Origin of the sequence: Shewanella psychrotolerans, assembly GCF_019457595.1 — a bacterium.
GTDB lineage: Bacteria > Pseudomonadota > Gammaproteobacteria > Enterobacterales > Shewanellaceae > Shewanella > Shewanella psychrotolerans.
The window spans coordinates 319,281-340,516 of the sequence record NZ_CP080419.1; the positions used below are offsets into that span (position 1 = coordinate 319,281).

Sequence of the window (21,236 nt, forward strand, 5' to 3'; positions counted from 1 at the left end):
ATTATGTTAAAGAAGATTATTGAGGCCTCCATCCGCCAGAGGTTGATGGTGTTAATTGTCACCATCATGATCACTGTATGGGGTGTACAAGAGCTAAGAAACACCCCTTTGGATGCGCTGCCAGATCTGTCTGATGTGCAGGTGATCATCAAGACCCCCTTTCCAGGTCAGGCGCCTAAGTTAGTTGAAGAGCAGGTAACTTACCCACTATCAACGGCGATGTTAGCTGTGCCAGGTGCTAAAACTGTGCGGGGTTACTCCTTTTTTGGTGACTCCTATGTGTATGTCATTTTCGAAGATGGCACAGATATCTATTGGGCACGTTCGCGGGTACTAGAATACCTGAGTCAAGTCAGCAGCCGTTTACCTCAAGGAATTCAACCTTCATTGGGGCCTGATGCGTCGGGAGTAGGTTGGATTTATGAATATGCCTTGGTCGATCGTTCAGGCAGTTTAGATCTATCACAACTAAAGAGTTTGCAAGATTGGTATTTAAAGCTTGAACTGCAAAGTGTGGCAGGGGTGTCGGAAGTCGCCACTGTGGGCGGAATGGAGCAAACCTATCAGATTGTGGTTGAACCTGACAAGCTGGCTATCTATCGACTCGATATTGCTACCATCAAAAATGCGATTGCAAAATCGAACACCGAAGCCGGCGGCTCGGTTATCGAAATGGCCGAGGCTGAGTATATGGTGCGCGCCAAAGGTTATCGGCAGACATTGGATGATTTTCGTGAAATTCCGCTGGGGATAACCAGTCCATCGGGCACACCATTATTGCTAAAGGATGTGGCTACCGTGCGTAAAGGACCCGCTTCGCGCCGTGGGATTGCCGAGCTAGATGGTGAGGGTGAAGTGGTCGGCGGCATTATTGTGATGCGTTATGGCGAAAATGCGCTGGCAACCATTGATGCCGTTAAAGCCAAGATTGAACAACTAAAAGCCGGATTGCCCCAAGGGGTTGAGATTGTTCCAACCTATGACAGATCGCACTTAATCGAAAACTCTGTGGAAAACCTATTCCATAAAGTAATAGAAGAGATGGTTGTCGTGGGGATTGTGTGTCTGCTGTTTTTACTGCATGCACGTTCCACCTTAGTGGCTGTTATTACCTTGCCGCTGTCGATCCTTATTGCGTTCATTGTGATGAATAAGATGGGGGTGAATGCCAACATCATGAGCCTAGGGGGTATTGCGATCGCAATTGGTGCAGTGGTGGATGGCGCGATTGTAATGATCGAAAATATGCATAAGCACTTGGAGCATTTTAAAGACGAGCACCAACGTGCCCCCGATAATAAAGAGCATTGGGATATCGTCTCTAAGGCCTCGATTGAAGTTGGCCCTGCCCTATTTTTCTCTTTATTGATCATTACCTTGAGTTTTGTACCTGTATTCTCACTCGAAGCGCAAGAGGGGCGATTGTTCAGTCCCTTAGCCTACACTAAGACCTTTGCGATGGCCGCGGCGGCCGTGTTATCGATCACTTTAGTGCCGATCTTGATGGGCTTTTTTATCCGTGGGAATATCCCTAAAGAAACCAGTAACCCGATCAGTCGGGTGTTGATTGCCGTTTATAAACCTTCACTTAATTTGGTGCTGCGTTTTCCAAAAGTCACCTTAATGCTAGCTGTTGCTGCATTACTGAGCGCTTGGTATCCGGTTGCTAATATGGGCAGCGAGTTTATGCCTGAGCTGGAAGAGGGTGACTTACTTTATATGCCGACAGCTCTGCCAGGCATTAGTGCCAGTAAGGCCGCTGAGGTATTGCAGCAAACCGACAGGTTGATTAAGACGGTGCCGGAAGTCAAACGGGTATTTGGTAAGGTGGGGCGCGCAGAAACGGCGACCGATCCTGCGCCATTAACCATGCTTGAAACCACGATTATGCTAAAACCTCGTGAGGAGTGGCGCGAAGGTGTTGAATTAAAAGATGTGATTGACCAGTTACAGAAAACGGTCAAAGTCCCCGGATTAACCAATGCTTGGGTGCAGCCCATTAAAACCCGTATCGATATGTTATCGACAGGGATTAAGACTCCCGTGGGGATTAAGATCACCGGTGCCGATGTGAATGAGCTGCAGAAGGTGGGGGCCGATATTGAGGCGATTCTCAGTCAGCTGCCCAATACCAAGTCGGCCTATGCCGAGCGTGTTGGTGGTGGACGTTATATCGATATTACGCCTAAGCTGGATGTCGCCTCGCGCTATGGCATGACGCTTACGGATATCCAGGATGTAGTCCGTTACGCCATTGGTGGTATGGAGATTGGTGAGTCGGTACAGGGCGCCGAACGTTATCCTATTAATCTACGTTACCCTCGTGCCTTACGAGACAACATTGAGAAGTTAAGAGAGTTGCCTGTGATCACCAAATCGGGCCATTATCTGCCATTGCGTAATTTGGCCAATATTGAAATAACCGATGGAGCCCCCATGCTTAAGAGTGAAAATGGTCGCTTAATCTCATGGGTATTTGTTGATATTGAAGGGATTTCTATCGGCGAATATATCGAGCAGGCTAAATCGGCATTGTCGCAGCAGTTGGTGGTCCCCCCTCGTTATAGCTATAACTTTGCTGGGCAATATGAATATATGCAGCGTGTGGATGCCAAGCTTAAAAAAGTGATTCCGATGGCATTAGGGGTGATCTTTATTCTGTTGATGATGACCTTTGGCTCAACCTTGCAGGCCTCCATTATCATGCTTAGCTTGCCGTTTGCTTTAGTCGGCAGTACATGGCTGTTATATCTGCTGGACTTTAACATGTCGGTTGCGGTTGCTGTTGGTATGATCGCGTTGGCTGGCGTTGCAGCGGAATTTGGTGTGGTCATGTTGGTCTACCTTAACAATGCGATCGCGCACCGCAAAGAGACGGGCGGTTATGAGTCTATTGGCGATCTTAAAGCGGCGCTTATTGAAGGTGCGGTAATGCGTATTCGTCCTAAGGCGATGACGGTTGCGACCATCTTCTTCGGTTTATTGCCCATTATGTGGGGAGCCGGATCGGGTAATGATGTCATGCAGAAAATTGCTGCGCCTATGGTCGGCGGGATGATTACTGCGCCATTATTATCGCTATTTGTCTTACCAGCCTTGTATCTGTTGATTTATGGACGAGACTTGGATAAATCGCTGGCGAAATAGATGAAAAAAATAGCGCGACAAGTGGCTCTACTTTGTTGCGCTATGCTATATTTTGAATAGTTTTATCTATTACAACGACTAAGTCGGCTGCCCGTTGTTTTTACTTTTTGGCAATCTTTACTCGTTTTAGTTACCGATTGATCATCGGTTTGGTTTTCTTCATCGTTGGTCGATGCACAGCCTGTCACCCCGATTAATAATGCTGGTAGAAGCACCAGTATCCATTTTTTTAGCATTGTTAACATCCCTGATTTTTGATTAATTTGCTTGAGTAATAGCGTTAGTAAAATTAACCAGAAATAGATTTCAATACAATGGATTCGCTTTACTTCGCTAGATAATCAGACTTTAGTCGTAGTGAGTCGTGTGTTTCTCGCTATTGCGAGAGTAGTTTTATCACCGAAAAGACGCCTCCCTGTGGATCTTTTAACACCGAAAAACGACCGACTTTGGGAATATCTGTAGGCGCCACGCAGACCTTGCCACCAATTTCGGCCGCTTTAGCAACTGTGGCGTCACAGTTTTCTACCATGATGTAGGGCATCCAGTGCGAAGGCATGTTGCCCCACTCTGGCGTCATCTCCATCATGCCGCCAATGGCGGTATCACCTACAAGCCATTCGCAGTAATCAAAGTCATCCATTAGGGTGATCTGTGGCAGCCAGCCCAGTACGTTGCAGTAAAATGCTTTGCAAATATCGGGTTTTCGACACATCAGTTCCACCCAGCATAAGCTATTGGGTTCATCTTTGCGGAGGGAGCCGATATGTTGTCCTGCTTGCCATAGGGAGAAGGTCGTCCCTTCAGGATCTTGGCATTGCGCCATTTGTCCAGCATCACCAACAACGTGAGGGCCTACAACTACTTTACCGCCATGAGCTTTGAGGATTTCAAGGGTAGTATTGAGATCGTCTACTGCAAAGTAAATGCCCCAGTATGTTGGCGTCGTCAGCTCCGTCGACGTTTTTGGCAGTTGGTACATAGCACCTAGATCGTCATTATCGATAGCAAAGAGAGTATAGACTCCTTCGGGGATTGGCATATCTTTGAGCTGCCAGTTGAATAGAGCCGCGTAAAAATGTTTACCAGAAGCCGCTTCTTGGCTCGCTAGTTCGATCCAGCAGGGGCTACCATGTTGATAATGCGATATTTTCATGTAGGTATCCTTGGCTATAAAATCTCATTCAATATAAGTGTTAAGTTAAGTCGGCTTTTGGGGATCTGTCTACGCTAAGCCGTCCCTTTACTGTGGTTTCATTTAATGCAGTGATATCTCAAGGTAACAATAGTATGTGGGGATAAGGCGAGGGAAAGTTGTAAAAAAAGGCGCTTATTAAGCGCCTTTTTAATGGTATAGATTGACTAGATTAGGAGCCGTATACTGGGAGTAGATCGGCCATAACCAATAGATGACAGGCTCCGGTTATCAAACCAAAGGCGATCACAATAGCGATTATCACCGTACCTCCAGGGACTTTAAAACCCTGATTATTTGGGAACATCTTTCTGGCTTTATAGGCCATTAATGCCGGGACAATAGCCGCCCAAATTGTTGCCGCAAGCGCTGCAAAGCCAATAGCGATTAAGAAGCCGTTGGGAAATAGCAATCCAAGCAATGTTGGCGGTAAAAAGGTCACTGCCGCCGTTTTAAGGCGGCCGCTACGTGACTCATCGAAACCAAATAGATCCGCTAGATAATCAAATAGACCTAGAGTGACCCCTAAAAATGATGAGGCAACCGCGAGGTTAGCAAACAGGGTTAGCATAGTCGTGAGCCAGTCACTCGCCATCACATCGGAAAGCGCTGCAACCAGCACTCCCATATTGCCACCTTTTGCTATGATGTCGACAAATTCGCTACGAGCAATGTTGCCCATGGTCGCCACCAACCAACAGACATAGATAACGAAAGCAATGAGGGTACCCAGGGTGATCGCTTTTACAATCGTCTTTGGATCTTTGCCATAGTATTTGACTAGACTAGGGACATTGCCGTGGTAACCAAAGCTAACGAGACCAAATGGGATTGCAGCCAACATGTATGGCAGATAAGTCGCTTCACCGTCGGGTACAAATAGCTTGGCGGGTTCGATATCTATGAGCAAATTACCGATAGCGAGGAAGAAAGTAATAATCATACCGCCGAGCATAATCGTGGTAATGCGATCTACCGCCTTGGTGCTGATAAATACGATAATCGCTAAACCTAGTGCAAACACTAAGCCGGCAACACTTTGTGGCAGTTCTATACCTAAAGTCGTCAGGCTGTGATTGACGATAGAGCCACCGCCACTGATGTAGGCATACGCTAAGATATACAAGACGAAGGCGATTGAAAGGCCATTGACTATGCGCCAAAACTGACCCAAGGTATCTTTGGTCAAAGTATCGAAGCTGGCGCCAGGTTCAAAGTGTAAGTTAGTTTCTAGCAAGAGTAAGCCAGACACCAGCATACAAAACCATACGCCTATCATCATTAATAGTGAGTAGCTAAACCACATTCCCGCACCGACGACTGGCAGAGAAAACATGCCTGCACCCACTGCAGTACCGGCAATGATCATCGCGCCGCCCAATAATGATTTGCCAGACGCGGCACTCTTTGCCGCATTCATATGATTGGCCATTAGTCGTTATGCTCCGCAGCCACGCTATCGACGATAGTTTGTTTTACTGATGCGCGTAATAATTGATTTGCGCGGGCACGAATACGTTGCACATCATCTTTATTTGCATTATCAGATAAGTAGCCTAGCTCTTTAAGCTTAACGCTGAGGGTGCCATAAAGTTTCTTATCATAAAATTCAGGTGCGGTAATACCGTGTAGCGCCCCTAAGCGTTGGGCTAATTGATGGCTATCACTTTCAAGCGATGAGCGTTCAATATTGGGTGAAGTGGCCAGAATATTGAAAATAATCGCATAGCGTTGCATGGTTTCGCTGATACTACCTGCGAGCAATAGCAGTTGGTTCAATCGCTCTGGATTGACAAAAAAGCGCTCGGATTCAAGGATTAGTCCTTGCTCGATAAATAGATCCAGCAGCTTTTCCACGTACGCAGGCACATCTTCAATCCCCATAAATAACTCGGCCTGTAACAATGGATAGAAATCATTTACGGTATCGATGATCTCTTGGCGAGAGCATTGCTTTTGCTGAGTCAAACAACTGGCAATCAATGAAGGAACGACCATCAGATGAATAATATTATTGCGATAATAGGTCATTGCCACCGCGATACTCTCATCGATAGAGATGATGTCACCTAATGAGTCGCTCTCAAGGGTGAATTTTTTCAGCTCAAGCCCTTGAGAGACCAATTTGGCACCATCTCCTTCGACGACAGAAGCAAACTCGGTATAGGGCAGCTCTTTTAGCAGTGTTAGGTAGAAATCGAGTTGCTTCTCAAGCTGAGAGCGTTCGAGTGCGTTTTGTTCCGATGCTAACAAGACCAAGCTGGTTAAGGTCACTGAGCTCACTGCGGCAGCATCGTTGATGCGAGTCATGACTCGATTCGCTAAGGTGTTGACCACAGGCGTTAACCAGGTTGGCTTCTGCTCTGGATCTTTGGCTAACTCTTCGCGCCAATCTGGCACCTGCTCTGTGAGGAAGTTATGCAGGGTAATTGGCTTGCCAAAGTTAACGTAACCTTGTCCAAAATTCCCTAGCTTACGAATGGCGCCAAATACTTGCCAAACCGACTCTTTTTTCTTTTTCTTACCGCTTAGTTCCTTGTGGTAAGTCGCTACTTCCATAACATGGTCGTAGCCTAGATAGACGGGGACTAATGTTACTGGACGCTCAACACCGCGCAACACGCTGTTGAGTGTCATGGCGATCATGCCCGTTTTAGGGGCAAGTAAACGGCCCGTGCGTGAGCGGCCTCCTTCGGTGAAATACTCCACGGAGTAGCCTTTAGCAAATAGTTGATCTAAGTATTCGCGAAACACTGCAGTGTAGAGCTTATTGCCACGGAAACTGCGGCGAATAAAGAAAGCACCACCACGACGGAACATAGGGCCCGCTGGCCAGAAATTGAGGTTGATCCCTGCTGCAATGTGAGGTGGAACCATACCTTGATAGTAAAGAATATAAGAGAGTAATAGATAGTCCATATGGCTGCGATGGCAAGGAACATAGACGATTTCATGGCCATCATGGTGTAACTGACGAACTTGCTCCGCGCCCTTGATATTGATGCCTTTATAGAGCTTATTCCACAGCCAAGTCAGGAAACGCTCTGCAATACGCACTAAGCTATCTGAGTAATCTGCTGCAATCTCATCTAGATACTGCATCGCGGTTTCGCGTGCTTTTTCTTCAGAGATCTTCTTGTTTTGCGCCTCTTCTTGAATCGCTTTTTTCATCGATTCAGATTTAAGTAGGGCATGAAATAGGTTCTGGCGATTAGGGAGTTGTGGCCCCGTCATCACCTTACGTTGGCGGCGGAAATGGACGCGAGCAACTCGGGCCAGTTTTTGTGCAATACGTTTGTCGGTGCCATGTTCGTCGGCCATATAACGCAATGACATTGCATTAGAGAACTGCACAAAATTGTGACGACCGAGGAAAATGATCATCAAACATTTTCGCAACCAAGTTGGATTTTCTCGTTCTAACACCGCTGCTTTCATGGTGTCATCTTCTTTACCTGGCGTGCGGCCCCAATATAAGCTGACTGGCACCAACTGAATGTCCAGTTCACACTGCTGTTTATGAGCGCTTAACAAGCGAGTAAAGCTGTCTAGATAATATTCGTTACCTTCGCGCTGGCCAAATAACGGCTTAGCGCCCTCGAGACAGACCACTCGCGGCGCACTTTCACCACCAATTTCTAGCGGGGTATAGGGGCTAGGTAAACCGAGTTTGTCAGTGATCTCACTCAGTGCTGCTATATCACTGATTGATTCTGTTTTCATCACGTAGACCAGCGGTCTATCGGCGTCTAAATTGAGGTCATCAAAAGGATCCTGTGGTACCACAATTGTGTGTACTAATTTCTTTTGGATCCAACGTAATGATTTAAACCAAAGAGAGTCTTGTTTTGACATTATTCTTTATGCATAGAGTCATTTTTTAATAGCTGCATAGAATACCAGAAAATCATCAGTAAACCCTAATTTGTGTATCACGCTTTGGTAAATGAGTGGCAAACTTAAGGCCATAGGCTTGATAAAGAAAGCAGCGCCAAAAGTGGCGCTGTTTTCCATCTTGAAAGTGCGTTTTTTTGTTAAGTTTTAACTATGTATCTGTGAAGCTAAAACGATATTGTCATCCATCACTTTGGCTAGTGTTGTTACATATTGTCAATAAAATCATCCATCAGGATAACGCCAAGCGGTGCTCCACCACCTTGCCCATCAACGGCTGCCACACCGTATAATCCACCTGCAGCTAAACTGATATTCAGTGGACCAATGGCGACGGTTTTGGTGCCTGTTGGGGTGACACTCACCACGTAATCACCTGGTGTGATGGACAAACTACCCGATGCCGTCATAAATGGTACATCAGTCAGTGCAGGCATCGCTTCGGAGATATCATCTGATGGGGTGAGATAGATATCGACGTTACCGGCAGAATAAGAAGCATGAGCCACATTGAGCTTGGCTTCAGTTGCAACGGCGCGGCGATTTTCCATGAATACCCAAGGTTGAATGGCATCATCACCGAGTGAGCCGACGGCCAATACGCTATAACTTTGACCAGCGGTTAGGTTAACTGGGGCTTTATCGATCACAACTAGGCTGCTGTCGGCATCTGCAGCTACAGTAACGGTATGATCTCCTTCTGGAACATTAAGATAATCCGTTGTTTCACCGAAGGCTAGCATATCCACAGCGGGAGTCGCTGCGCCATCGAGAAACACATCCACTGCAGGGGCATCGGCAACACCATGTACCACTCGAACATCGCTGCCCGCCATTTTGTCGAGCACGACTTGGTGTGCATCGTTAAGTGCGACCAAGAGTGCCACGGGGGAATCTCCAGTCCATGCATTTGGAATTGCGCTCACGAGATAGTCGGTAGTGGCTTCAAGTGTCACAGTACCCGAATCAAATACGGGGGTTTTCATCCCCGATGCGGTGATCCTGATCTGGTAATCTCCTGCTAAAATCTCTAGCTGGTCACTAACGTCTAAAAAATTAGCCGATAACGTGGGCGCGGCATCACTAATATCATCACCTGGCGCGGTGACATAGACATCGACCAACCCCACATCTGAGGTGCCATGGAGCACCTGAACGCGTGTATAGCCTTCAGCGATATCGCTGGTGGCGTTAGCGATCAGTTTGAGCTGTAATGTTTCATCGGCGACTTTACCAACAGCAACCGCAGTGTATTCCATCTCTGTCATGGCATCTAAGTCTGCGCTGAGCACTTCAGCTACAGTGCCATCTGCGAGCTTGGCATCAACGGTTACGGCATACATGCCCTCAGGTACCGTTAGTAAGCCACTGGATTGGGCATAGTCAACGTCAGCGAGAATTTCTGCGCCATTAGCATTGACGTTGACGGCTGGTGCATCGACGCCGGCATGGATAACGCGGATGCTGGTTTCGGCAACGGGTGGATTGATTACGGGCTTCTCATCATCGTCACCGCCACAAGCGGTGAGACCTATCATTGCGCCAAATAGTAGAGCTGGGTATATCCTTTTCATTAGCCTTTCCTCAATAACAGTTGATTAACATTTGTCGTTACGAGGCTAATTAATATTAAGATCACTAATAAAACGGCAGATATTGATGTTATACATTCAATTTGGCTTTTTTATGTTTTAAATCAATGATTTATTTTTTACTAAAATTTTCGGAAGCTGAATTAAGCGATTTCGGCATTGTCGTTTTTATTATCCGTCAGCTTAACCGTTCGATTTTTTGGTGTGTTTTGTCGCATTTAATGCGCTTTTGTTTCGATTAATCGATATTTAAACTGGCTTCATTGTTTATTATTAATCCAGTTTTGAGGTGAGTTATGGCTAACGTTTTAGTGTTAAAATCGAGTATTTTAGGTGACTATTCACAATCGGCTAAGTTAGTCGACCATCTGCAGCAACACTGGCAAGATCAGGGTGCGCAAGTGACTGTGCGTGATCTAGTGGAAACCCCACTACCGGTGCTGGATGGTGAGATTGCTATGGCATTAAGAGGTGGTGACGACTTGTCGCTGAAACAGCAGCAAGCATTATCGCTGTCTGATGAACTTGTTGCCGAACTAAAAGCCCATGACACGATTGTGATTGCGGCGCCAATGTACAACTTTAATATTCCGACTCAGTTGAAAAACTGGATCGATCTCATTGCCCGTGCAGGCATCACCTTTACCTACACAGAAACCGGACCTAAAGGATTGGTTGAAGGTAAACGTGCGGTATTAGTTACGACTCGTGGCGGTGTTCATAAAGACAGTGTAACCGATCATGTTGTGCCGTATTTAAAGACAGTGCTTGGTTTTATCGGCATAGATAATGTCGATACGGTTTACGCAGAAGCCTTGAATATGGGGCCTGAGGCGACTGAGCAAGGGATCAATTCGGCTAAACAAACGATTGACCAGCTAGTTGCTTAACTGGTTTTAATAAGCCGGTCGCAGTTGATTTGCTATCGGCTTAGTTAACACCAATCTCTTTTTCATCATCTCATTTCGAGCCTATCTTTAAGGCTTGCCAACAAACCCCCCTATTATTTGTCGGTAGAGCGCTATTCTAGTTATCAGTATGAATAGCGCTATTTTTCGTCCAACGCACTCAATGACTTAATTCACACAAGCTGCACTCTTGGCTGTTATTGCTGGTTTCAATGTAGCGAACCTTATAACTTGCTAAATGGCGGTTAGCGCTAAACCTAAATTGCGCCTTGGTGCATTGTGGTGGCGTTATACTGATAGGTATTAACTCGGGGTGAGTGGTTTTATCTTTGGCGGCTTTGTACATATCAACACCGTCGCCTACTTAGGTTGGCAACAGAGTAGATCTTTTAACGATCCCCCATTGATCGCACACTCAAAGCCATTGGCTCTCAGTATGTCGCAGCCTTTTTGTGCCCGAATACCTGCACCACAATACAATACAAAGACTTGCTGCTTATCTTTTTGGTTGGCTAACCAATGATCTAATCTTGCTAGAGGCACATTGATTGCCTGAGGTAGGTGACCTTGAGCAAACTCTTCAGGTGAGCGAACGTCAATCACACTCGCTCCCTGCTCGATAAGTTGCCAACAATTTTCAGACGACTGGCTGCCAGAAAGTTTAGCTAAGATAGATTGAAACATTAGGTTACCTCGAACATCAATTAGAAAACATTCAATAAGATTATTCTAATTGATATTCGAGCGCAACCTCTGTTTTAACGGACCATGAGCGAGAGCCCCTTGGCTCAGAGCTATAGCTCAACAGGCTCTGGTCATAAATACACTATTAGGGTCGGAACGATAGTGGCCAAAGGGCTGGCAAAGTTGAAACCCTGATTTTTGATATAGGCGTCTCGCTGGGGTAAAAAATGCCATTGAACCTGTCTCTAGGCTGACACGGTTGATCCCAAGTTGTGCGGCATCTGCTATTAGATGGTGCAATATTTGCGTCCCAAGTCCTTGTTGACGGTAGGCATTTGCGGTTCTCATCGACTTGATTTCGCCATGATATCTATCTAAACGTTTTAGCGCCCCGCAGCCAGCAAGATGATCGCCATCCCATAGGGTCCAAAAACGAATATCAGGCTGTGATAGTGCCTGTATATCTAAGGTGTGAACACTATCCGCTGGTGAAGTAGCAAACATATCATTGCTATGTTGTTGTAAAAGTTGTACCACATTGGCGTTGCTGATAAGACCTAGAACGAACTGCATAATTAGCTCCAAATAGTGCGGGGTGTCGTTAGATATTTAGCAAAGCACATGCCAAAGGAGATCGTGACGAATATGATTGTGGGGATCAGTGTGATTGGGGGAGATGATAGTGAGTATGGATGGAAATACCGCTGACTAGCGGTATTCATGCTTACCTAATCACGCCATTTTTTGAAGATCAGCGATGTATTGATGCCACCGAAGGCAAAGTTATTGCTCATCACATAATCTGTATCGATCTCACGAATTGAGCCTTGGATATAGTCAAGCTTGCCACAAGTAGGATCGATATTAGCAAGGTTTAAAGTTGGCGCAAACCAACCTGCATTCATCATCTCGATAGAAACCCAAGCTTCGAGTGAACCACAGGCGCCGAGCGTATGGCCGGTGTAGCTTTTGAGTGAAGAGATTGGCATGTGTTGACCAAATACTGTCTCTGTGGCTTGGGTCTCTGCAATATCGCCGCGATCGGTTGCTGTGCCGTGGGCATTAACATAACCGATAGCGTCAGGTTCAAGCTTGGCGTCTTTTAGTGCTAAGCGAATGGCCACTTCCATGGTCTCAGCATTGGGTTGAGTCACGTGTAGTCCGTCGGAGTTCGTACCAAAACCGACTAATTCAGCGTATATCTTGGCGCCACGGGCTTTGGCGTGCTCAAGTTCTTCGAGTACTAGAGTGCAGGCTCCTTCGCCTATGACTAGCCCATCTCGGTTGCTATCGAACGGACTCGGTGTCAGCTCTGGCGTGTCATTTTTGGTGCTAGTGGCAAATAGGGTATCGAACACCACAGCCTCGGTAGGGCAAAGCTCTTCAGCGCCGCCAGCTAACATCAGATCTTGTTGACCATACTTGATTGCTTCATAGGCATAACCAATTCCTTGGCTACCTGAAGTACAGGCACTGCTGGTGGTATGTACTCGCCCTTTGAGACCAAAAAATACCCCGACGTTAACCGCAGTGGTATGGGCCATCATGCGAATATAACTGGTTGCGGTAACGCCAGACATATCCCCCTCTTTGAGCATATCGCCAAAGGCAATAATAGGGTCAGTACTGCCAGTTGAGGAGCCGTAAGCAATTCCCATCGCGCCCGAGGTGACCATTGGCGAGTCTAATAAGTTAGCATCGATTAAGGCCTTTTCGCTCGCCCAAGTAGCCATCAATGACACGCGTCCCATGGAGCGAATTTTCTTACGAGAGTAGTGTGCTGGTTTTTCAAAGTCAGTCACTGGGGCCGCTAGACGGGTGTTTAATCCATCGTACCGATCCCATTCTGGCATGGTTGTTACGCAGTTTTTTTGTGCTTTTAAACTTGTCGCAATCGTTGGCCAATCATGACCTAAGGCCGTAACGCCACCAACGCCAGTAATAACGACTCGTCTTGTTGAATTTGCCATTAGATCATCCCGCCGTTGACTGAAATTACCTGACGGGTAATGTAGGCCGCATCTTCAGACATTAAGAAATTCGCTAGTCCAGCGATCTCTTCTGGTTTACCCATACGGCGCATTGGCACCATCTCTTTCACCATATCTTTGGGAATATCGGCAACCATGTCGGTTTCGATAAGGCCGGGAGCGATACAGTTGACGGTAATTTTTCGTTTGGCTAACTCTAGGCTTAGTGCCTTTGTTGCACCGATAATACCTGCCTTAGAAGCACTATAGTTGACCTGGCCGCGATTGCCTGCAATGCCAGAAACCGATGCCATGGTTATAATTCTGCCGCCCAGACGCGTCTGGATCATCGGCATAGTGCAGGGGTGAATCACATTGTAGAAACCATCAAGGTTAGTGTGAACCACGCTATCCCATTCATCTTCGGTCATTGCAGGGAAGGCGGTATCGCGGTTAATCCCTGCATTTAATACCACGCCATAATAGGCCCCATGCTGCTCAATATCGGCTTCTATAGCGGCTTTAACTCCGGCGCGATCGGCTACATCAAATTGCAAGCAAGTGACGTTTACGCCTAAAGATTCAAGTTCTGCCTGTGTCGCTTGTGCTGCTGGCAGATTGCTGTGAAAGTGCAGCGCAATATCATAGCCAGTTTGAGCGAGTTTGAGCGCGATCGCTTTACCTATACCGCGGCTTGATCCTGTGACGAGTATTCGTTTATTGGTCATTACTTCTCTTCCTCTTGGCCTTGGATACTGTCCGATATGTAGGCTTGTGTATCTTGAGGCTGAAATACATTAACGTTGGCCTGCGCCACAACCTCATTGTTATGTAAAATTTGACAATCAAATACGGCGAGTCCGCTATCTTCTTGATATAAACGAGTGACGCGGGTGTGGTAGTGTTCGCCGTGCTTATACGCTTTGACATCGAGCTTGAGTTTGCGGGTACCGAGCAGGAACCCTATCTTAATCGGTTCCTGTTTGGCTTTTGCTTCTATCCCCGCTAATGCAGCAATGCTCTGTGCCATATACTCAATCCCCACATAATTAGGGACTGATTGAGTCACAGGGTCGAAATAAGCACTTTGCGAACTAATATAGACATCGGTTAGCAGGGTGTCGGTTTGATGTTCTAGCAAGCTGTCTATCAATATCATCGGTGCGCGATGAGGGATGAACTCAGCTACATCGAGATGAGCTAGTGGATAGTCCATTGTTATAGATTGACTCATAGGTTTAGATCGTCGCTCGGCAAAAAATCACGCTGGCATTACTACCGCCAAAGGCAAAAGAGTTGCTCATAATATAGTTTAATTTAGTGTGCATATTTGATTGGACGAAGGGCAATGGGGGGTTATTTTCATCCCATAGATGGTCACCCAATTGCGGTGGCATTCTGCCAGTAACGTTGAGTTTAGATAGTAGCAAGAAACAAAATGCGGCTTCAATGGCCCCCGCGGCGCCAAGCGCATGACCACTTAAGGGTTTAGTCGAACTCATCATTGGTAAGGATTGACCAAACACCTTAGCGAGCGCTCGACTTTCCATGGCATCATTTTTCATGGTAGCTGTGCCATGCAAGTTGATGTAGTCAATCTGATTGGCATCTATGTTGGCGTCTTTTAGTGCCATTTCGATGGCGGTGATGGCGCCGGTACCTTCTGGATGTGGCGCAGATATATGATGTGCATCGCTCGATTCGCCTACGCCAGCGAGCATGATTTCGCTCTTGCCCCGCACTAAGGTGAAAAGGGCTGCACCTTCGCCAATATTGATGCCGTCACGATTGATACTAAAGGGTTGGCAATGGCCTTTAGAAATCGACTCTAGTGAGTGAAAGCCATTCAAGGTGAGTTTGCACAGACTATCGGCGCCGCCTACTATGACCATGTCGCATATCCCGGCATTTAATAAACGCTTAGCACTGGCAAACACTTTTGCACTGGAGGAGCATGCCGTGGACACGGTATAGCAAGGGCCTGAAAGCTCGAAATAATGCTTTAAGAAATCACAACTATTCCCCAGCTCCTGCTTGGAATAGAGGTAATCGTCAGGCAGTACGCCATGCTCCATTCGATAAGTTAGTGCGTTTTCGCCTTTTGCGATCCCTGAGGTACTGGTGCCTAAGATGATACCGATTCGATCGGGACCAAATTGCGTTTTAGCTAGTTCAACCTGCTGCTCTATCTGCTGAATTGCAGCGAGTAAAAGTTGATTATTACGGCAGCGAAAGCGCTTAAATCGTTCTGGGATATCAGGTAAAATGGCGTTGACTTGGCCAACTAACACTTGGGTATTAGGGATTAAATCGCTGCGCCATTGCATGCCATCGGTGTTTCCGTCAAGCAGATGGGGCAAGACTTGTTCTGGAGTTTGTCCTAGCGGCGTACATAGTCCCAAGTGGGTGATCGCTATCTCTGTCATCGTATCCGTTCTTCTTCAGTGGTCGCGAAATTGCGACTCAATCGGTGTTATCTTCAACGTAAGTTTGGCTTGGGCTAGGGTGAGCATTATGTTCGCTTGCCACAGGGATCGATCACTGTAGCTAATATCAATAATCTCACTGCTATTGTCATTGTTTTTGTCATCTATGTTGCCACTAGCATATAGTTTTCTACACATTACCGCCTCGCAGGCGGATGAAGTGATTACGCCTCCTTGTAAATGGCGATTTACATCGTCAAGGGGCCAATAGATTAACTGCAGCAAACCGAGTAGATACTCGGCTTTAAATTGCTCGCCAAGCAATAGGCTCTGTTCGCTATTTAACTGCTCGCCATCGAAGGTCAAGGTAAACAGGGCTTGTCCTAAGGGGGCTAAACCAACAAGTGTTAGCTGCTCAGAGCTTAACTCCAGTTGGCTCATGAGTTGGTGACGCTTGCCATCGACCTCTAAATTAACTCTTTGACTCTGTGAGCGTTGACTATTTTGTAGCAGAGGCGCGAGACAATAATCAAGATCTGTTGCCAGAGTCATACAGGTTTGTCGCTGCAGATGTTGAGCGCAGCCACTCATGCCGATAACGACCCATAGGAGTATGAGAGAGCGAATCAAGTTGTGTTTTGTCATTGGCAGAGCTCAACGATCATATTGAGGCGTCGTTCCGATTCAGTCACAAATGGATTGTTTTCATCCCAAGCGTAGCCTGCCAAGATAGAGCAGATCATCTGCTTGATCTTGGGATTGGGTGACTCATAAAAAATCACATCTTGGAAGCGGCCGTCGTACCAAGCTTCTACGTAGGTTCTAAATGTATCGACACCACGCATTAATGGCTTGGCGTAATCCGTTTGCCAATCGATGACTTCGCCATTGAGTTGTTTGACTACACATTTAACGGCCATAGAGGCTGATTGCATCGCAATGGTGACACCTGATGAAAATACTGGATCGAGGAACTCTCCCGCATTACCGAGTAAAGCAAATTTGTCACTTGCCAGAGTACTGACATTGGCCGAATAACCTTCGATGCGCGCACAGTCGCGTACAATTTCGGCTTTCGAAAGCAGTTGCTTTAGGCGAGGCTCTTGTTTCACTAAGCGCATCAATATTGTGTTTAAATCTTCATTAAGATCGCCCAGTAGATGAGGTTCGCCGACGACGCCAAGTGAGCAGCGACCACCACTAAACGGGATTAACCAATACCAGATATCACGATTTTCAGGATGAACACTGATGAGGATCTTATTGCGATCAAACTGATAGTCATCCATTTCAACCTGATCGATATTGTCTTCGATGTGGGTAAATACCGCGGTGCGACTGGCTAAGTTAGATGGACGTTCAAGGTCTAACAAACGGGGAAGTACTCGGCCAAAACCACTCGCATCGAGCAGATACTCGGCGCTAATTTGATAGGCTTCATTGTTCGCATCGATAACAGATAGGGTGGGTTTATCGGTGAGGTCGACGGCGGTAACTGTTTCGCCGTAACGTATTTCGACGCCTTGCTGGATGGCGGTATCGGCTAACAATTTGTCAAAGTGACCACGCTCCACTTGGAACGTAGTACCTGGACCTGGGGTAAATTTATCGGTGAAATCAAACAAGATAGACCGACCTTTCGAGTTAAACGCCGCGCCATTTTTAAACTGATAACCAGCATCGTTTACCGCTTGCAACATACCAGCTTCTTCAAGCATTTCCATGCAGCAGGGGAGTAAACTTTCGCCGATCGAAAAACGTGGAAATAGTTGCTTCTCTATGACTAGCACTCGCTTTCCCTGTTGATGTAGTAAGCTTGCTGCGACGCTACCAGAGGGGCCAGCACCAATAATAACTACATCATAATGAGTTGTGGGCATCACTTGTCAATCCTTGTAAAAGTGTAAATAAGCGGCGAGAGCAAGAAGGTGACTGCAATGCCGAGTAGTAATGTTAAGCCAAAGTAATGAATAGCGGGGGTCTGACTAAAGGCCAATAGGCCGAATGCCATTAATGTGGAGCAAGCAGACATAAATACCGCCATCATAACCCCTGAGCCTTGTTTGCTTTCGGCGAAAAACAGGCTGTAATCTACCCCAATGCCAAAGACTAGGATCAGGGCGAGTGCATGAAACAGGGTTAAGGGGGAATCAAATAGTCCAAGCATCGCTAACGTCATTATTGCCGCCAAGGTAGGGACGGCGGTTACTCGCATCGCGAGCTTAAATCCAAAGCGCAGTGAGAATATCGCCCCTGCAATCAGCAAGGCGAGAACCAGCAGACCTAAGGTGAGACTGCGGTACTTAGCCATCACCTCGGAGATATCCGCGACCTTATCTATCAGTTGGGTATGGGCTATCGGGGTAATGATTGTTTGTAGCTGGTTTAGATCTTTGATCCCGCCAAGCAAGACTATTGCGCCATATTGATGCTCATTGTCTTTTGGTGCTAACCAAAGCGGAGTAAATAGGCGACCCGCTGGTGAATTGAGGAAAGCCACTGGCTCAATGAACCGATCTTGACTCTGGGCGTATTGGCGCTTTATCTCTAGGGCAAGTGTTTCATCTAACCCCAATCGGCTCAGTGAGTTATCTATTTGGCTATAGATTAACCCTTGCAGTTGGTAGTTATCTTGTTGCCTTGCGTGGCTAGGAATATAGCTGGCTAAGTTAATAGCATTACCAATGACACCATCTTGTTTAAGTTTGTTAAGTGGAGTGGTGAGAGTTTCTAAATTTTGTAATAGCTGCTGTGGGGTATCACCTCTTACCAATAGAAACTGATTATCGGTACCACCGCTAAGCAGTTGACGTAAGGCTTGTTCCTGCTTGAGCACCTTATCGGGGCTTTGCTGTAAAGAACGAATGTCGTCATCGATATCGAGTTGACATAAACCGATTAGGGTTGCCAAGGAGAGCGTCGCAAGCGTGGCGAATACAAAAGGGCTTTGCTTGGCGTAATTGAGTTTGGCTAGCCAAGTTAAGTAAGCTGTTGCCAAATTAAGTGGCCGAGGGCGAGGTGTTAGGCTGCTGTTGGCGAGCTTTGGGTAGGCCAACACTAGCGTTAAGAATGCCCCGATAAGCCCTGCCGCACAAAAAACAGCAACTTGCTGCATACCTGGAAATGGCGTGAGCCCTATTCCTAGGTAAGCTAAAACTGTCGTCAGCAGTGCTAGTAAGGCTGCTGGGAATACATGACTGACCGAAGCCGTTGCAGTGTCATCGGTATTGCTGAGCCGTTCACAGTAAAAATGAAAGCTGTAATCGATCGCTATGCCTATTAAGCTGGTACCAAAAACTAAGGTAAGTAGGTGAAGCTCGCCAAAGATAAACAGGGTTGAAACCGTTGCATATAATAAACTGGTGGCGATGGTAAGGCTGGCGATAACTAATGGAAAAATAGAGCGAAAGGCGAACCACACTAAGGCAATGACGCCGATGAGAGAGGCTAACCCAAGAGTAGAAACTTCTGCTTTGGCTTGCTCTGTTGCCGCGCTAGCATGAAATAGCGCTCCCGCCTTGAGTACTTCTAATTGCGCGTCTTGATCTAACTTGGCAGCCACCGAACTAAGTGCGTTCTCTAAGGCGGTATTTTGCGCTTGCTGCACGTTAGGATTGAAGGCACTACCAATACCTTTTGCCATCACGATAGCTGCGTGCTTGATGTTTCCTGATCCGTCGGTGACGGAGGTGAGTAATATTCCCTGGCTGCTATGCAAACGCTGACTTGGTGCCAGTGCCTTTAAATTATCAGGATAGAGTAATAAGGGGTCTTGGCTCAGTAGACTACTATTGGCATAACCAAAGGCATTGTACAGCTGGGATACCGTATTTGCCTCTAATCTAGATATTTGTCCATTTTCAATTAGGGTTCTTTGCTGCTCAGTCAGTAGTTTAAATCGATGGGGAAAATAGAATTGATTTAACGATTGAGCGCTATCGATATCGGCACTCTTTACTTGAGTAAAGATGTCTGGGTATCTGTGTAATGCATCGATAAGCTGCTGAGCCGCTGTGACCGCTTGGGCTTTTGTTTTAACGATTAGCGCGATATACAGCCTGTCGGCAAGCTGCTGCTCGACTCGATTGATGGCCCTCTGGGTCAACGGCTCCTCTTGAATTTTAGGTAGCATTGCGAGGATGTCGCTTTGGACCTTAGCTCCTTGTAGCAACTGAACCGCGCCCAAAGCTGTGACCATCAGCAGTAACAGTAACCAAATAACCAGCCTACTATTTGCAGATAGTCGGTTAAGTTGATAGCGAAGAAGGGCGATCATGGCGTGGTTACAGATTCGGGGGCCGTAACACCCAAAAAGTAATCTAACTGCTTGTCGCTGAGCGGTGCATTGCTCAGCTGCTCAAATTTTATTTGACTGCGATCGCCGTTACTACTGAGTAGCGTCAAGCTGTCTAGCTGATGACTCCCCTGCAAAACAATGCCGCTCATCGCTTTCGCTAAGAGATTGTCTAATGGGATTAAACCCAGTTGCCAACCCTGAGCATCTTCAACAAGATGAAGACTAAATTGCTCGGCGAGTGGGGCGATATTTCCCTGTAGAAGCGCACTCATTAAGATCGGCATCATCTGCGCTAAGTTGTTGGCCTCTTGATTGTCGCTTGCCTGAGTCAGCTGCTTATTACCGTCGCTATCGATCTGTATTAAGTTGCCTTGGGTCAATATAAGTGCACTTTCAAATGGACTGTGCTGTAACCAAGCCAAGCCCAATTGTTCTTTAAAAATAAACTCCCCTTGGCTGACTAAAGGCTGCTTAAGTACCTTTAGATAACGGTACTGGGTAAATTTTCCCTGGGCGGTTTTACCTATATTTAACTGTTTTGCAAGCCGCTCAAGCTGGTCATTGTTTACTTGAGCGTTAAAGAGAGCCTCAAAAGAGGGGTTTTCTGTCGCATGGCTATACAGACTCAGCGTGCATAGCCAGCAAAGAAGTATTGGCAGTCGAAGAGTTGCGAGCAGCCTAGTCATCTTATTGCTCCTGCTTTATATCGACAAGGTGAGCGATTTTTTCGCGAAAACAGTCGGGTGTTACAAAACAGAGCTCGTTATCAAGCATGTTAACTGCAGCTTGTATGGTGTAGCCCTTAGTTAGGCGTTTATTGCTGTCTACATCACGGACTTCATAGTTGATTTTGATGCGATTTTCCCATTCAACTAATGAGGCTATTACCTTGATCTTCTGATCGAAGCTGCTTGAGTGAGCATATTTTATCTGGGCATCGACAATAGGCCATGCATAACCAGAGGCCTGCATTTTACGATAGCCATAATCAATCTCATCGAGTAACTGGCAGCGCGCGATTTCAAAATAGCGTAAATAGTTACCATGCCAAGTAATGCCCATTGAGTCCACATCGTGGAAGGGGATGATCATCTCCAGTGAGGTTGTCAGTATTGATTTCATT

General features: G+C 46.6%; 19 protein-coding genes. 2 read left to right on the plus strand and 17 right to left on the minus strand.

Features of this window, described 5'->3' with window-relative positions:
• Positions 1-3 precede the first annotated feature (3 nt).
• Positions 4-3,147 carry an efflux RND transporter permease subunit gene (locus K0I62_RS01500; protein ID WP_220069805.1) on the plus strand — a complete coding sequence of 1,048 codons (3,144 nt, stop codon included), beginning with the start codon at positions 4-6 and terminating at the stop codon, positions 3,145-3,147.
• Positions 3,148-3,209: 62 nt separating this feature from the next.
• On the opposite strand, the gene K0I62_RS01505 is transcribed toward K0I62_RS01500, so the two are convergent.
• The 5 genes from K0I62_RS01505 to K0I62_RS01525 form a co-directional block, all read right to left on the minus strand.
• The gene (locus K0I62_RS01505) at positions 3,210-3,383 is read right to left on the minus strand and encodes a hypothetical protein (RefSeq protein ID WP_220069806.1); all 174 of its coding nucleotides are present in this window, start codon (positions 3,381-3,383) and stop codon (positions 3,210-3,212) included.
• 140 nt (positions 3,384-3,523) lie between these two features.
• Positions 3,524-4,303, minus strand: coding sequence for a VOC family protein (locus K0I62_RS01510; protein WP_220069807.1), 780 nt, complete (start codon positions 4,301-4,303; stop codon positions 3,524-3,526).
• 211 nt (positions 4,304-4,514) lie between these two features.
• Entirely contained in the window at positions 4,515-5,774 is a 1,260-nt protein-coding gene (gene mtr / locus K0I62_RS01515; protein ID WP_220069808.1) for a tryptophan permease, read from the minus strand.
• A complete protein-coding gene (gene plsB / locus K0I62_RS01520) occupies positions 5,774-8,197 on the minus strand; it encodes a glycerol-3-phosphate 1-O-acyltransferase PlsB (RefSeq protein ID WP_220069809.1) in 2,424 nt (807 codons plus the stop codon). The genes mtr and plsB overlap by 1 nt, the downstream gene beginning before the upstream one ends.
• Positions 8,198-8,442: 245 nt before the next feature.
• Positions 8,443-9,810, minus strand: coding sequence for a DUF4397 domain-containing protein (locus K0I62_RS01525; RefSeq protein WP_220069810.1), 1,368 nt, complete (start codon positions 9,808-9,810; stop codon positions 8,443-8,445).
• 314 nt (positions 9,811-10,124) lie between these two features.
• Between K0I62_RS01525 and K0I62_RS01530 the strand changes: the two genes are divergently transcribed.
• Positions 10,125-10,718, plus strand: a complete 594-nt coding sequence (locus K0I62_RS01530) for an FMN-dependent NADH-azoreductase (protein WP_220069811.1) — start codon at positions 10,125-10,127, stop codon at positions 10,716-10,718.
• Between the two features lie 178 nt (positions 10,719-10,896).
• Here K0I62_RS01530 and K0I62_RS01535 read toward each other — a convergent pair whose 3' ends face one another.
• The 12 genes from K0I62_RS01535 to K0I62_RS01590 form a co-directional block, all read right to left on the minus strand.
• Positions 10,897-11,082, minus strand: coding sequence for a hypothetical protein (locus K0I62_RS01535; protein ID WP_220071470.1), 186 nt, complete (start codon positions 11,080-11,082; stop codon positions 10,897-10,899).
• A gap of 14 nt (positions 11,083-11,096) precedes the next feature.
• Complete coding sequence (locus K0I62_RS01540; protein ID WP_220069812.1) at positions 11,097-11,420, minus strand: rhodanese-like domain-containing protein; 324 nt, start codon at positions 11,418-11,420, stop codon at positions 11,097-11,099.
• 117 nt (positions 11,421-11,537) lie between these two features.
• Positions 11,538-11,993, minus strand: coding sequence for a GNAT family N-acetyltransferase (locus tag K0I62_RS01545; RefSeq protein WP_220069813.1), 456 nt, complete (start codon positions 11,991-11,993; stop codon positions 11,538-11,540).
• A gap of 155 nt (positions 11,994-12,148) precedes the next feature.
• Complete coding sequence (locus K0I62_RS01550; RefSeq protein ID WP_220069814.1) at positions 12,149-13,390, minus strand: beta-ketoacyl-ACP synthase; 1,242 nt, start codon at positions 13,388-13,390, stop codon at positions 12,149-12,151.
• On the minus strand, positions 13,390-14,118 hold the full coding sequence (locus tag K0I62_RS01555; RefSeq protein ID WP_220069815.1) for a 3-ketoacyl-ACP reductase FabG2: 729 nt from the start codon (positions 14,116-14,118) through the stop codon (positions 13,390-13,392). Before K0I62_RS01555 ends, K0I62_RS01550 begins: the two co-directional genes overlap by 1 nt.
• Positions 14,118-14,624, minus strand: a complete 507-nt coding sequence (locus tag K0I62_RS01560) for a hotdog family protein (RefSeq protein WP_220069816.1) — start codon at positions 14,622-14,624, stop codon at positions 14,118-14,120. The genes K0I62_RS01555 and K0I62_RS01560 overlap by 1 nt, the downstream gene beginning before the upstream one ends.
• A gap of 4 nt (positions 14,625-14,628) precedes the next feature.
• Positions 14,629-15,816 (minus strand): beta-ketoacyl-[acyl-carrier-protein] synthase family protein, encoded by a 1,188-nt coding sequence (locus K0I62_RS01565; RefSeq protein ID WP_220069817.1) that lies wholly within the window; start codon positions 15,814-15,816, stop codon positions 14,629-14,631.
• Positions 15,817-15,831: 15 nt separating this feature from the next.
• On the minus strand, positions 15,832-16,461 hold the full coding sequence (locus K0I62_RS01570; protein WP_220069818.1) for a DUF3261 domain-containing protein: 630 nt from the start codon (positions 16,459-16,461) through the stop codon (positions 15,832-15,834).
• Complete coding sequence (locus tag K0I62_RS01575) at positions 16,458-17,696, minus strand: NAD(P)/FAD-dependent oxidoreductase (RefSeq protein WP_220071246.1); 1,239 nt, start codon at positions 17,694-17,696, stop codon at positions 16,458-16,460. The genes K0I62_RS01570 and K0I62_RS01575 overlap by 4 nt, the downstream gene beginning before the upstream one ends.
• Positions 17,696-20,092 (minus strand): MMPL family transporter, encoded by a 2,397-nt coding sequence (locus K0I62_RS01580; protein ID WP_220069819.1) that lies wholly within the window; start codon positions 20,090-20,092, stop codon positions 17,696-17,698. Before K0I62_RS01580 ends, K0I62_RS01575 begins: the two co-directional genes overlap by 1 nt.
• The gene (locus tag K0I62_RS01585; RefSeq protein WP_220069820.1) at positions 20,089-20,799 is read right to left on the minus strand and encodes an outer membrane lipoprotein carrier protein LolA; all 711 of its coding nucleotides are present in this window, start codon (positions 20,797-20,799) and stop codon (positions 20,089-20,091) included. The genes K0I62_RS01580 and K0I62_RS01585 overlap by 4 nt, the downstream gene beginning before the upstream one ends.
• A 1-nt stretch (position 20,800) precedes the next feature.
• Positions 20,801-21,235: an acyl-CoA thioesterase gene (locus K0I62_RS01590; RefSeq protein WP_220069821.1), complete on the minus strand. Its 435-nt coding sequence runs from the start codon at positions 21,233-21,235 to the stop codon at positions 20,801-20,803.
• Position 21,236 lies beyond the last annotated feature (1 nt).

Excerpts from the sequence above, each read along its gene's own strand:
- K0I62_RS01505 (WP_220069806.1), bottom strand. The coding sequence starts at position 3,383 with ATGCTAAAAAAATGGATACTGGTGCTTCTACCAGCATTATTAATCGGG.
- K0I62_RS01510 (WP_220069807.1), bottom strand. The coding sequence starts at position 4,303 with ATGAAAATATCGCATTATCAACATGGTAGCCCCTGCTGGATCGAACTA.
- plsB (WP_220069809.1), bottom strand. The coding sequence starts at position 8,197 with ATGTCAAAACAAGACTCTCTTTGGTTTAAATCATTACGTTGGATCCAA.
- K0I62_RS01525 (WP_220069810.1), bottom strand. The coding sequence starts at position 9,810 with ATGAAAAGGATATACCCAGCTCTACTATTTGGCGCAATGATAGGTCTC.
- K0I62_RS01535 (WP_220071470.1), bottom strand. The coding sequence starts at position 11,082 with ATGTACAAAGCCGCCAAAGATAAAACCACTCACCCCGAGTTAATACCT.
- mtr (WP_220069808.1), bottom strand. The coding sequence starts at position 5,774 with ATGGCCAATCATATGAATGCGGCAAAGAGTGCCGCGTCTGGCAAATCA.
- K0I62_RS01565 (WP_220069817.1), bottom strand. The coding sequence starts at position 15,816 with ATGACAGAGATAGCGATCACCCACTTGGGACTATGTACGCCGCTAGGA.
- K0I62_RS01555 (WP_220069815.1), bottom strand. The coding sequence starts at position 14,118 with ATGACCAATAAACGAATACTCGTCACAGGATCAAGCCGCGGTATAGGT.
- K0I62_RS01545 (WP_220069813.1), bottom strand. The coding sequence starts at position 11,993 with ATGCAGTTCGTTCTAGGTCTTATCAGCAACGCCAATGTGGTACAACTT.
- K0I62_RS01575 (WP_220071246.1), bottom strand. The coding sequence starts at position 17,696 with ATGCCCACAACTCATTATGATGTAGTTATTATTGGTGCTGGCCCCTCT.
- K0I62_RS01590 (WP_220069821.1), bottom strand. The coding sequence starts at position 21,235 with ATGAAATCAATACTGACAACCTCACTGGAGATGATCATCCCCTTCCAC.
- K0I62_RS01550 (WP_220069814.1), bottom strand. The coding sequence starts at position 13,390 with ATGGCAAATTCAACAAGACGAGTCGTTATTACTGGCGTTGGTGGCGTT.
- K0I62_RS01500 (WP_220069805.1), top strand. The coding sequence starts at position 4 with ATGTTAAAGAAGATTATTGAGGCCTCCATCCGCCAGAGGTTGATGGTG.
- K0I62_RS01540 (WP_220069812.1), bottom strand. The coding sequence starts at position 11,420 with ATGTTTCAATCTATCTTAGCTAAACTTTCTGGCAGCCAGTCGTCTGAA.
- K0I62_RS01570 (WP_220069818.1), bottom strand. The coding sequence starts at position 16,461 with ATGACAAAACACAACTTGATTCGCTCTCTCATACTCCTATGGGTCGTT.
- K0I62_RS01585 (WP_220069820.1), bottom strand. The coding sequence starts at position 20,799 with ATGACTAGGCTGCTCGCAACTCTTCGACTGCCAATACTTCTTTGCTGG.
- K0I62_RS01560 (WP_220069816.1), bottom strand. The coding sequence starts at position 14,624 with ATGAGTCAATCTATAACAATGGACTATCCACTAGCTCATCTCGATGTA.
- K0I62_RS01530 (WP_220069811.1), top strand. The coding sequence starts at position 10,125 with ATGGCTAACGTTTTAGTGTTAAAATCGAGTATTTTAGGTGACTATTCA.
- K0I62_RS01580 (WP_220069819.1), bottom strand. The coding sequence starts at position 20,092 with ATGATCGCCCTTCTTCGCTATCAACTTAACCGACTATCTGCAAATAGT.